The sequence below is a fragment of the Mycobacterium sp. genome (genome assembly GCF_035506235.1).
In the GTDB taxonomy this organism is placed as follows: domain Bacteria; phylum Actinomycetota; class Actinomycetes; order Mycobacteriales; family Mycobacteriaceae; genus Mycobacterium.
In genome coordinates this window covers 1-12957 of sequence record NZ_DATJPU010000269.1, presented here as the reverse complement: position 1 = coordinate 12957, position 12957 = coordinate 1, and the positions used below count along the sequence as shown (strand labels likewise).

Below are 12957 nucleotides of genomic sequence, written 5' to 3'. Positions count from 1 at the left end.
TCTGCGAATTTGCCGCTACAGGCTGCAACCGACCAGGACAGGCTCCGGTTCCAGTGTGATACCAAACACAGTGCGGACTCCGTCACGGACGGTGCGGGCCAACGCGATCACGTCCCCGGTGGTGGCGCCGCCGCGGTTGGTCAGGGCGAGCGCGTGCTTGGTCGACAACCGGCACGGCGCTTGGGGGCCGCCGGGTTCCGGATCGGGATAGCCCTTGTGAAAGCCCGCCCGCTCCACCAACCAGCCCGCGGCCAGCTTGATGCCGTCCGGCGCCGGGTAGTGCGGCAGCGGGCCGTCCACACGATCGGTCAGCCGCTGGTAGACCTCCGGGGAGACCACCGGGTTGGTGAAGAACGACCCCACGCTCCAGGTGTCGTGGTCGGAGGCGTCGAGCACCATGCCCTTGGCCGACCGCAGCCTCAGCACCGCCTCGCGGACGGCTTTCGGGTCCGCGCGTTCGCCGCTGACCGCGTTCAGCGCGGCCGTCAGCTCGCCGTAGCGCAACGGCGCGCTGCGGCCCGAAGCGTCCAGTGCGAACTCCACTTCCAGTACGACAGAGGGGATTTCACGGCCCGACCGGTTGGCCCGCTTGAGCGCGCTGGTGCGGTAGCCGAAGCCCAGCTCGTCGCCGGGCACCCAGCGCACCACGCCGGTGCCGCGATCCAGCACCCGGACCCGGGTGATGGTGTCGGACACCTCCGCTCCGTAAGCTCCGACGTTCTGCACCGGGGTGGCCCCGGTCGACCCGGGGATGCCGGACAGGCATTCCAGCCCGCCCAAACCGTGCTCGACGGCCGTGACCACGACGTCGTCCCAGACGGCCCCGGCCTCCGCGCGGACCACGTTGCCGTCGACGGTGATGCCGTCGTTGGCCAGGCGCACCGCGGTCAGATCGGACAGCGTGTCGGCGATGACCAGGTTGGAGCCGCCGGCAAACACCAGCACCGGCCCGCCGCCGGCCGCCTCGGCTTCCGAGTCCAGCTGCCGCAGCACGGCGACCACCTGCTCGGTGCTGGTGCAGGTGATCAGGCGTCGCGCGACCGGCCCGACCCGCAGCGTGGCCAACGGCGCCAGTGGCACCGCCTCGGCGACATGCGCACCGGCGAAGAGCGAACTGACACCGCTCTTTTTCATGGCCCGTAACGGTAGCCTGGCCAGCTATGCCGCGTTCATTCGACTTGTCGGCCGACTACGAGCAGACCGTCGAGGAGATTCACCGGGCTTTCCTGGTGGAGGGGTACTGGCAGGCCAGGCTGGCCGACATCCCCGTCGACGAGGCGAGGCTGGAGTCGATGCGGGTCGGCGGCGGGTCGGGCAACGACGGGACCGTCGACGTGGTCACGCTGCAGGTGGTGCACAGCCACAACCTGGCCGCCCTCGTCAAGCAACTGCACCGCGGCGACCTCCGCGTCAGGCGGGAAGAGTCGTGGGGCCCGGTCACCGACGGCACCGCGACGGCCTCCATCGCGGGCACGATCGTGGGCACCCCGGTGCACGTCTCGGGCAGCGGGGAGCTGTCACCGCTCGCCGAGTCCGGCGGCGCGCGGATCACCTACCGGGTCGTCGTCAAGGTGCGGGTCCCGCTCATCGGCGGCAAGGTGGAGCGGCTCATCGGCGCCCAGCTCGCCGAACTCGTCAGCCGCGAACAGCGCCTGACCGCGGAATGGATCGCCAACAACGCCTAGACCGCCGGCCTAAGCTGGCGCCCATGCGAATCGCGCTGGCGCAGATCCTCAGTGGCAGCGATCCCGCGGCGAACCTGCAGCTGGTCCGCGAGTACACGCGCGGGGCCGCCGGCGAGGGTGCCACGCTGGTGATATTCCCGGAGGCAACCATGTGCCGGTTCGGCGTCCCGCTGGCGCCGGTCGCCGAGCCGGTCGACGGGCCCTGGGCGGACGGCGTGCGCCGGATCGCGACCGAGTCCGGGATCACCGTGATCGCCGGCATGTTCACCCCCGCCGGCGACGGGCGGGTGACCAACACGCTGATCGTGGCCGGGCCGGGCCACCCCAACCGGCCCGACACCCACTACGACAAGATCCACCTCTACGACGCGTTCGGGTTCACCGAGTCGCGCACCGTCGCGCCCGGCCACCAGCCGGTGGTGGTCGATGTCGACGGGGTACGGGTGGGGTTGAGCGTTTGCTACGACATCCGCTTTCCGGCGCTCTACACCGAATTGGCCCGGCGCGGCGCCCAGCTGATCGTCGTCTGCGCGTCCTGGGGCTCCGGGCCCGGCAAGCTCGAGCAGTGGACGCTGCTGGCGCGGGCGCGGGCGCTGGATTCGATGAGCTACGTCGCCGCCGTCGGTCAGGCCGACCCCTGGGACGCCCTGACCAGGTCGGGGTCCGGCTCGGGCGCGCCGACGGGGGTGGGCGGCAGCCTGGTGGCCTCGCCGCTGGGCGAGGTGGTCGCCTCGGCGGGCGACAACCCGCAGCTGGTGGTCGCCGACATCGACGTCGACCGGGTGGCCGCGGCCCGCGAGAGCATCGCGGTGCTGCGCAACCGCTCCGACTTTGCTCAGCTGGATAGGGCAGAATCGGTTGGGTGACGAATCCACAGGGCCCGCAGGGACCACCTAACGAGGGCCCGTCGACGTGGGCCCGTCCCGGCAAGCAAGGCCCCTTCGGCCAGCCCCCCACTGAGCGGCCCACCGAGCGCATCAGCACCGGCGGTCCGGCCCAGGCGCCGCCGCCGGCCGCTCACGGCCAGACCGAGAAGTTGGGTGTCGCGAATCCCAACCCGCAGCGACCCGGCTACGCCCCTCCGCCCATCCCGCCCGCGGGCCCGACGGAAAAGCTGGCCACTCCCGACCAAGAGCCGCCACCGGTGAAAAGAAAACGACGCTTCCTTCGCGACCCGCTGTCCATCCTTTTGATCTGCATCATCGTGTTCGCGCTCATCATCGCGGGGCTGATCGGGGCCGAGCTCTACATCCGTCACGTGGCGGACACCAAGGTCGCCCAGGCGGTGGCGTGCGAGGTCAAGGACCAGGCCACCGCCTCCTTCGGCGTGACACCGCTGATGCTGTGGCAGCAGATGACGAAGCATTACACCAACATCTCGGTGCAGACCGCCGGCAACAACATCCGCGACGCCAAGGGCATGAAGCTCAACCTCAACATCCGGGACGTCCGGCTTCAGTCGAGCGCCAACTCGAAAGGCACCATCGGCTCGCTCGACGCCACCATCACCTGGACCAGTGACGGCATCAAGCAGTCGGTGCAGAACGCGATTCCGGTCCTGGGTCCGTTCGTCACCAACAGCGTCACCACTCACCCGGCCGACGGCACCATCGAGTTGAAGGGCATGCTCGACAACATCACGGCCAAGCCGGTGGTGTCCGGCACCGGGCTGCAACTGCAGATCGTCAGCTTCAACGCGCTGGGCTTCACCATGCCAAAGGAATCGGTGCAGTCGACGCTGGACGACTTCACCGCGCAATTCACCAAGAACTACCCGCTGGGCATCCACGCCGACAGCGTGAAGGTCACCGATACCGGTGTGACAACCCACTTTTCGACGCAGAACGCCAGCATTCCCAACGACAACACCACCGACCCCTGCTTCGCCAACCTCTGAGGGTTATCGCGAACCTCTGAGGGTTAACTGAGCCCGTCGAGCACCGCACGGGTGCCCGACAGACCGAGCCGGGTCGCTCCAGCGTCCACCATCGCCAGCGCGTCCGCGGCGGTGCGGATGCCGCCGCTGGCCTTGACCCCCAGCCGCCCGCCGACGGCGTCGGCCATCAGCGCGACGGCCTCCACCGACGCCCCGCCCGCGGGATGAAACCCGGTCGAGGTCTTGACGAAGTCGGCACCGGCGTCCTCGGCGGCGTGACACACGTCCGCCAGCCTGCGCCCGTCCGCCCGGCTCAGCAGCACCGCCGACTCGACGATCACTTTGAGCACGGCCCGGGGCGCCGCGGCCCGCACCGCCTCGATGTCGGATCGCACGGCGACGAGCTCGCCGGCCAGCGCGGCGCCGACGTCGATGACCATGTCGATCTCGCTGGCACCGCACGCCACGGCGCGCGCGGCCTCGTGCGCCTTGACCTCCGACACGTGCTTGCCCGACGGGAAACCCGCCACCGCCGCCACCGGCATGGTGGCGCCGGCCTCCAAGGCCGCCGCCACCATCGACGGCGAGACGCATACCGCGTACACGCCCAGCTCGGCGGCCTCGCCGATCAGGGCGGCGACATCGGCGCGGGTGGCCTCGGGTTTGAGCAGGGTGTGGTCGATCAGGGCGGCCAGCCGGGCCCGCGTGGGTTGGCCCGCCACTAGAACGCTTCTTCCGGACCGCCGGGGTTACAGCCGGTGGCGATCATTTCGGCGTCGTCGACCACTGGGCGCCAGGGCTCCAGGTTCCAGCTGGTCTTGCCCGGCTGCGCCAGCTCGGCGAACCGCCAGTGACAGACGAACTGCGCGCGCATGCCGGCGGTGTCGGCGTCCGGCGACAGCGCCAGCACCTCGGCCCAGGCCTCGTCCGCGTCGGTCGCCACGAAGGGCCGCCTGGCGGCCATCCGCCCCGACGGTGTCGGAAAGACCCGCAGGCTGGGCAGGCCCCGCCAGTCCGCCCACTGGGTGTGGTCGATGAAGGGGGGTGACGGGGCGGGTGAATCGGCCCGCGCGGAGGGCGCCGCCGGCGGCCACGCCAGCAGGGCCCCGAACGTCGCGGCCACCGCCGCCGGCGCGGCCAGCAGGGATTTCATCCCTTTAGCGCGACTTACCCTGAATCTCAAGCAGTTTGGGCCGCACGTCCACCAGATACACCCCGGCCGCGCAGGCGGCGATCGCTATGCCGAGCACGCCGAAAACGAAACTCAGCAGCGATGTCAGCAGGACGGCCAAGCCGAGGATCACCAACCACACCGGCTTTGTCAGCTTGTCAACGGCCGTATAAGCGTCCGACCGTTGCAGCGCCGCGTGGACCAACGCGTACACCGCCGTCAGCGCGACGGCGATCTGCAATACCCACATGACCATACCTATGGTGTTCAACACGCCTTAAGCGTATGCGGGCACCGTCCAAAACGTCGACTCCGAGTCGCCCCGGAGGGCAACTCGGAGCCGAGCGTCTTGTCAACGAGTCCGACTCGGCGCCGGACTACTTCTGGGTGACCTTCTTGGCAGACGCCTTCTTGGCCGGGGCCTTCTTGGCCGCAGCCTTCTTCGCGGGCGCCTTCTTGGCGGCAGCCTTCTTGGGCGCCTCGGCCTTCTTGGGCAGCTCGATGCCGACCAGCTTGGCCGCCCGCTCACCGACCGCGCGGGTCTGCGACGCGACGGTGCCGAGCGCCTCCTGGGTCAGCTCGACGGCCTGGTCCACATAGCCCTCGGCGCGCGCCGACGCGTCCTCGAAGGGCCGCTGGCTGCGCAGCCGCTCCAGGGCGGCCTCGCCCCGCTCGACGAGCTCGTTGTACCGGCTGGTCGCCGCCTCCAGGTAGCCCTCGGCAGCCTTGCGCAGCTCCTCGGAGGTGAACCTCTCGCGCAGCTCGGTGAACTGCTCGGGCAGGTCCTCCTGCAGCTTGGACAGGCGCGCGCGGCGCTCCTCGACCCGGCTGCGGGTCTCGGTGCGCCTCTCCTCGGCACGCTCACGCAGGCCGGCGATCAGGTCGTTGACGGTGGCCAGAGCCAGGTCGGCGGCGCCCAGCGCCGCCAGCAACGGGGCCCGCAGGTCATCGACGTTCGGGTTTTCAGCCATAGTGCTTCCTTTCATGCTTTCATGGTTTGTCTTTTATCGGCCTTACTACTTCGGAACTGGGAAAAAAAGGGGCAAGTGTCGCTTCTCTCGGGGAGTAGTCAAGACCCGCGGATTGACATGCACTCAACTTGCCGGGAAACCTCCTGATCGATCGGGTCGGCTGGTCGAGTTCGCATCGCGGCTGGGCGCCACCCAACCTTCGGCGCGATGCGAAAGCCCTCTGCCGGCCTCTGGCGGCCGACCGCACGGGCAGTCACTCGTTGCTGTCGGATTCGCTAGGACACTCCTCCAACATTGGTTCGTTCTGCTGGGTGAACGACGCGTAGATCTCCAGCAGGATCTGCTTCTGATGCTCCGTGATCGAGGTGTCGGTGATGATGGCGTCGCGCACCTGACTCTTGTCGCTGGGCTCGAGCATCCCGGCCCGCACGTAGAGCACCTCGGCCGAAACCCGCAGCGCCTTCGCGATCTGGCTCAGGACGTCGGCGGACGGCTTGCGCAATCCGCGCTCCACTTGGCTCAGGTAAGGATTGCTGACACCGGACCGTTCGGCGAGTTGGCGCACCGAGACCTGCGCGTTCTCACGCAGGTCCCGGATGAAGCTGCCGATGTCGGAGGCCACCTCAGAAGCCGCCGTGGACACCTTGGCGGAGAACTTCTCCTCCGGCGGCATCGCGTACTCCTGGGGTCGGGTGGGCCATCCTTACGGGCCCTAGGGTACGGTCAAGTGCTTGCTGTTGCAAGCGCTTGTTAGCACCCCTAGAAAAGTAGCTGCGCGACGGCGTAGATGATCAGCCCGGCCAGGGACCCCACGACGGTGCCGTTGATCCGGATGAATTGCAGGTCACGCCCCACGTACAGTTCGATCCGCCGGCTGGCCTCCTCGGCATCCCAGCGCTCGATCGTGTCGGTGATGATCGCGGTGATTTCCAACCCGTACTGGGAGACCAGGTGCTGGGCCGCCCGCACGATCCAGTTGTCGACCTTGTCGCGCAGGTCGGCGTCGTCGCGCAGCGACTCCCCGATCCGGACGACGGTGTTGGCGATGCGCGTGCGCAGCGTGCTGGACGGGTCGTCGACGCCCTCGAGTACCAGCCGTTTCAGCGTCCGCCACGCGGTCGCCGCGGCGTCCGCGATCTCGTCCCGCGCCATCAGCTGCTCCTTGACCGCCTCGGCGCGCGCGATGGTCTCCGGGTCGTTCTGCAGGTCGTCGGCGAACTCGAACAGGAACCGCGTCGCCGAACGGCGCAATTCGTGGTCGGGGTTGCGGCGCACCTTGTCGGTGAAGTCCATCAACTCGCGGTGGATACGGTCACCGACGAGATGGTCGATGAACCGGGGTGACCAGCTGGGCGAGTCACGCTCGACCACCCGCTGGATGACCTCTCCGGCGTTCAGCGACCACTGGAACGCCCGGTCGGCCAGCAGCTGGATCAGGGCCTCCTGGCGGTTCTCTGCCAGCAGCGTCGACAGCACGCGGCCGACCGGCGGACCCCATTGCGGTTCGGCGATGCGGCGCACGATCATCCGGTCGATCACCTGCTGGACATCCTCGTCGCGCAGCAACTCCACCAGCACCCGCAGCACCGTCGCCGTCTCGCTCGCCACCCGCGCGGCGTGTGTGGCATCCGCGAGCCACTTGCCGAGCCGGCTGGACACCTGCGCGTCGCGCAGCTTCGTCTCGACCACCGGCGGCGACAGGAAATTCTCCCGCACGAACGTCCCCAGGCCCTCGCCCAGCTGGTCCTTCTTGCGCTTGATGATGGCGGTGTGCGGGATCGGTATGCCCAGCGGGTGCTTGAACAGCGCGGTAACCGCGAACCAGTCGGCCAGCGCACCCACCATGCCGGCCTCCGCGGCGGCGCCGACGTAGCCGATCCAGGCCGCCGTGTGGCCGTGGGCCTGGGCCCACCGACAGGCAAGGAACAGGCCAGTGGCGCCGACCAGGAAGCCCAGCGCCACCAACTTCATCCTGCGCAGCGCCACCCGTCGCTCCGCGTCGGCCTCCGGATCCGCCCCGGCGAAGGATTCGGCCAGGGATGGTCGAGCCCTGCCGGCCGACGGCGCGATCACATCCGGGTCCGCCGCCGCGGGGGCGGACCGGTTCGGCGCTTCGGCTCTGTCCGAGGCTCTGTGTACCACCACACCATCATCTATCGTCGCGAGCGGTTAGTGTTACCGCCCTGCGTGCGGCCCCCGCAGATGCGCAGCCCATCCGCCGAAACGGGCCCCGCAAGCCGTAGTATCGGGGGCGTCTGATGAGTGGGAAGCGGCGAGAGTGGAAAAGCGAATCCGGCGGTGACCGTTAAGACGGATGGTCGCAAGCGGCGCTGGCACCAACACAAGGTGGAGCGCCGGAATGAGCTGGTCGACGGCACCATCGTGGCAATTCGCCGGCACGGCCGCTTCCTGAGCATGGACGAGATCGCCGCCGAGATCGGGGTCTCCAAGACCGTGCTGTACCGCTACTTCGTCGACAAGAACGACCTGACCACCGCGGTGCTGATGCGCTTTGCGCAGTCGACGCTGATCCCCAACATGGCGGGCGCGCTGACATCCAACCTGGACGGCTTCGACCTGACCCGCGAGATCATCCGGGTGTACGTCGAAACCGTGGCGGAGGAACCCGAGCCGTATCGGTTCGTGATGGCCAACAGCTCGCCGACCAAGAGCAAGGTGATCGCCGACTCCGAGCGAATCATCGCCCGCATGCTGGCGATGATGCTGCGCCGGCGCATGCAGGAGGCCGGGATGGACACCGGCGGCGTGGAAACGTGGTCCTACATCATGGTCGGCGGCGTGCAGCTGGCCACCCACTCCTGGATTTCCGACCCGCGGATGAGCGCCGACGAGCTGATCGACTACCTGACCATGCTGAGCTGGAGCGCGATCTGCGGAATCGTCGAGGCGGGCGGCTCGCTGGAGAAGTTCCGCGGACAGCCGCATCCCTCCCCAATCCTGCCACCCCGAGAGCCATGAGGTGGCGCCCGGATGCCTGACGTGAGCGTGGGCTCACGGCTCAGGTCGTGGGCCTACGCGCTTCGCACCACCAACCCGCCCCCGGACGGGCCGGTGGACACCGTCACGCGGTGGTTGGTGGTCACCCGCGCGGCGGTGCTGCCGATGACGCTGGTATCCGGCCTGGTGGCGGCGCTGCTGGCGATCGGCGAACCCGGGCTGGACTGGCGCTGGCTGGTGCTGGCCGTGGTCGGCATCACGCTCGCGCACACCGCCAACAACCTGATGAACGACCTCTACGACACCCGGGTCGGCACCGACAGCGCCAACTACCCGCGCGCGCTCTACGCTCCCCACCCGGTGCTGTCCGGGCTCGTCAGCCGCCGCACGCTGGGGCTCGCGATCCTGCTCGTGAACGTCGCAGACCTGGCGATCCTCGTCACGCTGACGTGGGCGCGCGGCTGGCCGGTGGCCGGCTTCGCACTCGCCGGCTTCGCCCTGAGCGTCGCCTACACCGCGCCACCGCTGCGGCTGAAGAAGCGCGGGCTCGGCGAACCCGACGTCTTCGTCGTGTGGGGCCCGCTGATGGTGTGTGGCACCTACTACTCCGCGGTGGGCCGGGTTGGTTGGGACGTGGTGCTGGCATCGCTGCCCTACGGCCTGTTGTGCACGACGGTGCTGATGGGCAAGCACATCGACAAGATCCCGTACGACGCGCCGCTCGGCATCCGCACGCTGCCCGTACTGCTCGGTGAGGCGCGGGCACGGGCGGTGACGCTCGGCATGGCGGTCGGCTTCTATGCCCTGGTGGCGGTGGCCGTCGCGGCGGGGGCGATGCCGTGGCCCGCGCTGGTCGTCGGGCTGGCCTTGCCCCGGTTGGCCAAGGTATGGCCTTATTTCCGCCGACCGAGGCCCGACGAGCCGCCACCGGAGTTTCCCGTGTGGCCGCTGTGGTACGCGGCGCTGGCCTGGGTGCACGTGCGCCAGGCCGGGGCGCTGCTGGTGGTGGGCCTCGCGGTGGGCGCCGCGCTGCGCGCCTTGTGACCGGTGTGTGACGTAGAGCCAAGCTTTCAAAGGCTTCGAAAGGCGACTTAGACAGCCTTAACAGCTAGCATGCAGGGGATGCATCGGGGGTGAACCGGGGCGCAAGGCGCCAGGAAGCCCGGAACCTCGAGATACAGAAAGGCCTAACTTCTCATGTCTGTGCAGCTCACGCCGCATTTCGGAAACGTGCAAGCACACTACGATCTCTCGGACGACTTCTTCCGGCTTTTCCTGGACCCCACCCAGACCTACAGCTGCGCCTACTTCGAGCGCGACGGCATGACGCTCGAGCAGGCCCAGATCGCCAAGATCGATCTGTCGCTGGGCAAGCTCAAGCTGGAGCCGGGCATGACGTTGCTGGACATCGGCTGCGGCTGGGGTGCCACCATGAGGCGCGCCATTGAGAAGTACGACGTCAACGTCGTGGGCCTGACGTTGTCGGAGAACCAGGCCGCCCACGTGCAGAGGACGTTCGACGAGATGGACACTTCCCGCACGCGGCAGGTGCTGCTGGAGGGCTGGGAGAAGTTCCACGAGCCGGTCGACCGCATCGTCTCCATCGGCGCGTTCGAGCATTTCGGGCGGCAACGCTGGGGCCGCTTCTTCAAGATGGCCTACGAAGTGCTGCCGTCCGAAGGCATCATGCTGCTGCACACCATCTCGCGTCCCACCTTCAAACACGCCAGGGCGCAGGGCAAACCGCTGACCCACGAAATCGTGCACTTCACCCAGTTCATCCTGGCCGAGATCTTCCCGGGGGGCTGGCTGCCGACGATCCCGTCGGTGGAGGAGCACGCCGACGCGGCCGGCTTCAAGGTGACCCGGATTCAGTCGTTGCAGCTGCACTACGCACGGACGCTGGACACGTGGGCCGCGGCCCTCGAGGCCAATAAGGACAAGGCCATCGCCATCCAGTCCGAAGAGGTCTACGACCGCTACATGAAGTACCTCACCGGCTGCGCCAAGCTGTTCCGAGAGGGCTACACCGACGTCAACCAGTTCACCTGCGAGAAGTGACCGGGCGCCGAAGGGCGCTCCGGCGCGTCGGGGCGGACGCTACTTGGTCAGGGTGAACTGCCCGACGTTGCTGATGCCTTTCAGGAAGAAGTTTTCGCACCCGGTCAGATAGTGCATATAGCGGTCATAGACCTCTTCGGACTGGATGGCGATCGCCTTTTCCCGGTTGGCCTCTAAATTCGCCGCCCACATATTGAGCGTGCGCGCGTAGTGCTCCCGCAGCAATTGCACCCTTTCGACGGTGAATCCGGCCGCCGGTGCTAATTTCAGTATGTCTTCCTGCGCCGGCAACTGCCCGCCCGGAAAGATCTGGGTGTAGATGAATCGCGTGAATCGTACGTCGCTCATGGTCAGCGAGACGCCGAGCTCGTGCAGCTGTTTCTGGGAATGCGCGACAATCGTGTGCAGCAACATCCGGCCGTCGTCGGGAAGGATCTCGTAGGCCCGTTCGAAAAACGCGGGCCAACGCTCCGCTTTGAACGCTTCAAAGGCGCCGATGGTGACGATGCGGTCGACGTGGTCCTCGAATTCCTCCCAGCCCTGCAGCCGGACCTCGACGCTGCGCTCGGTCGGGACCTTCGCCAGCCTCGCCTTGCTGTACTCGAACTGGTTGCGGCTCAGAGTGATTCCGATGACGTTGACGTCGAACTTCTCGACCGCTCGTTGCAGCGCCCCGCCCCAACCGCAACCGATGTCGAGCAACGTCATCCCGGGCTCGAGGTTCAGCTTGCCCAGGGCCAGGTCGAACTTGGCGTTCTGCGCCTCCTCGAGCGTCATATCGTCACGCTCGAAGTAGGCGCAGGTGTAACCCATCGTCGGATCGAGGAATAGCGCGAAGAATTCGTCCGAAACGTCATAGATCGATTGCGATTCTTCGTAATACGGCTTCAGCGCAGTCATGGATTCCCGATACCTCTCGATTGTTGAACGCGAGGATAATATCGGATTTGCCCAATTCCTGCTACCCGGACCCGGGATTTTAGTAGGTGTAGAAGCCCCGGCCCGACTTCTTGCCCAGCCGGCCCGCCTCGACCATGCGCAGCAGCAACGGCGGCGGGCCGTATTGCGGTTCTTTGAATTCCTCGAACATTTTATCCGCGATGAGCTTGAGGGTGTCCAGGCCGACGAGGTCGGACAGCCGCAGCGGGCCCATCGGGTGCGACAGCCCCGCGACCACCGCCTTGTCGACGTCATCGACGCTGGCGAAGCCGGTCTCCACCATCCGGATCGCCGACAGCAGGTAGGGCACGAGCAGCGCGTTCACCACGAAGCCGGACCGGTCGGAGCAGCGCACCACCTGCTTGCCCAGCACCGCGCCGGCGAACTGCTCGGTGCGCGCGGCGGCGGCTGGGTCGGTGACCAGCGTGCTGACCAGCTCGACCAGCGGCAGCACCGGGACGGGGTTGAAGAAGTGCAGGCCGAGCACGCGTTGGGGATTCTTCGTGGCCGCGGCGATCTTCATGATCGGGATGCTGGAGGTGTTGGACGCCAGCACGGCGTCGGGATCGGTGATCACCCGGTCCAGGTCGGCGAACACCTGCGCCTTGACGGCCTCGTCCTCGATGATGGCCTCGATCACCAGCTGGCGGTCGGCCAGGTCCTTGAGGTCGGTGGTGAACGTGAGCTTGCTCAGCGCGCGGTCGCGCTCCCGCTCGGTCACCTTGCCGGCGCTGACGCCGCGCTCAAGCGACTTCACGATGCGGTTGCGCCCCGCCGTGATCAGCGGCTCGGTGGTCTCGAACACGGTCACGTCGACACCGGCTCGGACGGCGACCTCGGCGATGCCGGAGCCCATCTGCCCGGCCCCGACAACTCCCACTCGCTGGATCGCTGCGTCGCTCACTGTTTTCGCCTCCCGAGTCGTATTGTCATGCACCGCAATAGGCCCCGCCCAGGATGGCTGGGCGGGGCCTATGCTACTTCAGCCGCTTCAGCCGCGAGCAGACGCAAAGGCCCGCATTACGGGGCGCAAAAGGGTGCCTTTGCGTCTGCTCGCCAGAGGATCAGTGCCTCAAGCCGTCGGTTCCACTTCGTCCTCGCGGGCCAAGCCCGCTCGTCCTCAGTGGAACTGGCCCTCTTCGGTGGAACCGGTCAGCGCGGTGGTCGACGAGCTGGGGTCGACCGTGGTGGCGATGCGGTCGAAGTACCCGGCGCCGACCTCGCGCTGGTGCTTGGTGGCGGTGTAGCCGCGCTCCTCGGCGGCGAACTCGCGTTCCTGCAACTCGACGTAGGCGC

At 67.8% G+C, this 12957-nt stretch carries 14 protein-coding genes and 2 pseudogenes; 6 read left to right on the top strand and 10 right to left on the bottom strand.

The features are described from left to right. Positions 1-15: 15 nt before the first annotated feature. Complete coding sequence (locus VMD50_RS25530) at positions 16-1134, bottom strand: UDP-N-acetylmuramate dehydrogenase (protein WP_325431996.1); 1119 nt, start codon at positions 1132-1134, stop codon at positions 16-18. A 26-nt stretch (positions 1135-1160) separates the two neighbouring features. Between VMD50_RS25530 and VMD50_RS25525 the strand changes: the two genes are divergently transcribed. The 3 genes from VMD50_RS25525 to VMD50_RS25515 are packed head-to-tail and all read left to right on the top strand — an operon-like array spanning position 1161 to position 3582. After that, positions 1161-1685, top strand: a complete 525-nt coding sequence (locus VMD50_RS25525) for a DUF2505 domain-containing protein (RefSeq protein ID WP_325431994.1) — start codon at positions 1161-1163, stop codon at positions 1683-1685. A 23-nt stretch (positions 1686-1708) separates the two neighbouring features. Beyond that, complete coding sequence (locus VMD50_RS25520) at positions 1709-2551, top strand: carbon-nitrogen hydrolase family protein (protein WP_325431993.1); 843 nt, start codon at positions 1709-1711, stop codon at positions 2549-2551. Further along, complete coding sequence (locus tag VMD50_RS25515; protein WP_325431992.1) at positions 2548-3582, top strand: LmeA family phospholipid-binding protein; 1035 nt, start codon at positions 2548-2550, stop codon at positions 3580-3582. Before VMD50_RS25520 ends, VMD50_RS25515 begins: the two co-directional genes overlap by 4 nt. 23 nt (positions 3583-3605) lie before the next feature. On the opposite strand, the gene deoC is transcribed toward VMD50_RS25515, so the two are convergent. The 6 genes and pseudogenes from deoC to VMD50_RS25485 form a co-directional block, all read right to left on the bottom strand. Beyond that, positions 3606-4283: a deoxyribose-phosphate aldolase gene (deoC, locus tag VMD50_RS25510; RefSeq protein ID WP_325431990.1), complete on the bottom strand. Its 678-nt coding sequence runs from the start codon at positions 4281-4283 to the stop codon at positions 3606-3608. Beyond that, entirely contained in the window at positions 4283-4714 is a 432-nt protein-coding gene (locus VMD50_RS25505; protein ID WP_325431988.1) for a DUF2599 domain-containing protein, read from the bottom strand. Before VMD50_RS25505 ends, deoC begins: the two co-directional genes overlap by 1 nt. Positions 4715-4718: 4 nt before the next feature. Then, positions 4719-4988: a DUF2516 family protein gene (locus VMD50_RS25500; protein ID WP_414686177.1), complete on the bottom strand. Its 270-nt coding sequence runs from the start codon at positions 4986-4988 to the stop codon at positions 4719-4721. A 121-nt stretch (positions 4989-5109) separates the two neighbouring features. Next, the gene (gene hbhA, locus VMD50_RS25495; RefSeq protein ID WP_325431984.1) at positions 5110-5703 is read right to left on the bottom strand and encodes a heparin-binding hemagglutinin HbhA; all 594 of its coding nucleotides are present in this window, start codon (positions 5701-5703) and stop codon (positions 5110-5112) included. Between the two features lie 252 nt (positions 5704-5955). Continuing rightward, positions 5956-6376, bottom strand: a pseudogene (locus VMD50_RS25490) (helix-turn-helix domain-containing protein); the annotation flags it as partial. 86 nt (positions 6377-6462) lie between these two features. Further along, complete coding sequence (locus VMD50_RS25485; protein WP_325431979.1) at positions 6463-7776, bottom strand: DUF445 domain-containing protein; 1314 nt, start codon at positions 7774-7776, stop codon at positions 6463-6465. Between the two features lie 189 nt (positions 7777-7965). On the opposite strand from VMD50_RS25485, the gene VMD50_RS25480 reads away from it, so the two are divergent. From VMD50_RS25480 to pcaA, 3 genes are all read left to right on the top strand, one after another. Further along, on the top strand, positions 7966-8682 hold the full coding sequence (locus VMD50_RS25480) for a TetR/AcrR family transcriptional regulator (protein WP_325431978.1): 717 nt from the start codon (positions 7966-7968) through the stop codon (positions 8680-8682). A 12-nt stretch (positions 8683-8694) separates the two neighbouring features. Continuing rightward, on the top strand, positions 8695-9705 hold the full coding sequence (locus tag VMD50_RS25475; protein WP_325431977.1) for a prenyltransferase: 1011 nt from the start codon (positions 8695-8697) through the stop codon (positions 9703-9705). Between the two features lie 153 nt (positions 9706-9858). Then, a complete protein-coding gene (gene pcaA / locus VMD50_RS25470; RefSeq protein WP_325431975.1) occupies positions 9859-10722 on the top strand; it encodes a cyclopropane mycolic acid synthase PcaA in 864 nt (287 codons plus the stop codon). A 39-nt stretch (positions 10723-10761) separates the two neighbouring features. Here pcaA and VMD50_RS25465 read toward each other — a convergent pair whose 3' ends face one another. From VMD50_RS25465 to VMD50_RS25455, 3 genes and pseudogenes are all read right to left on the bottom strand, one after another. After that, on the bottom strand, positions 10762-11622 hold the full coding sequence (locus VMD50_RS25465; RefSeq protein WP_325431973.1) for a cyclopropane mycolic acid synthase family methyltransferase: 861 nt from the start codon (positions 11620-11622) through the stop codon (positions 10762-10764). A 79-nt stretch (positions 11623-11701) separates the two neighbouring features. Continuing rightward, positions 11702-12565 (bottom strand): 3-hydroxybutyryl-CoA dehydrogenase, encoded by an 864-nt coding sequence (locus VMD50_RS25460; RefSeq protein ID WP_325431971.1) that lies wholly within the window; start codon positions 12563-12565, stop codon positions 11702-11704. A gap of 216 nt (positions 12566-12781) precedes the next feature. Continuing rightward, positions 12782-12957: pseudogene (locus VMD50_RS25455) on the bottom strand (isocitrate lyase); the annotation flags it as partial.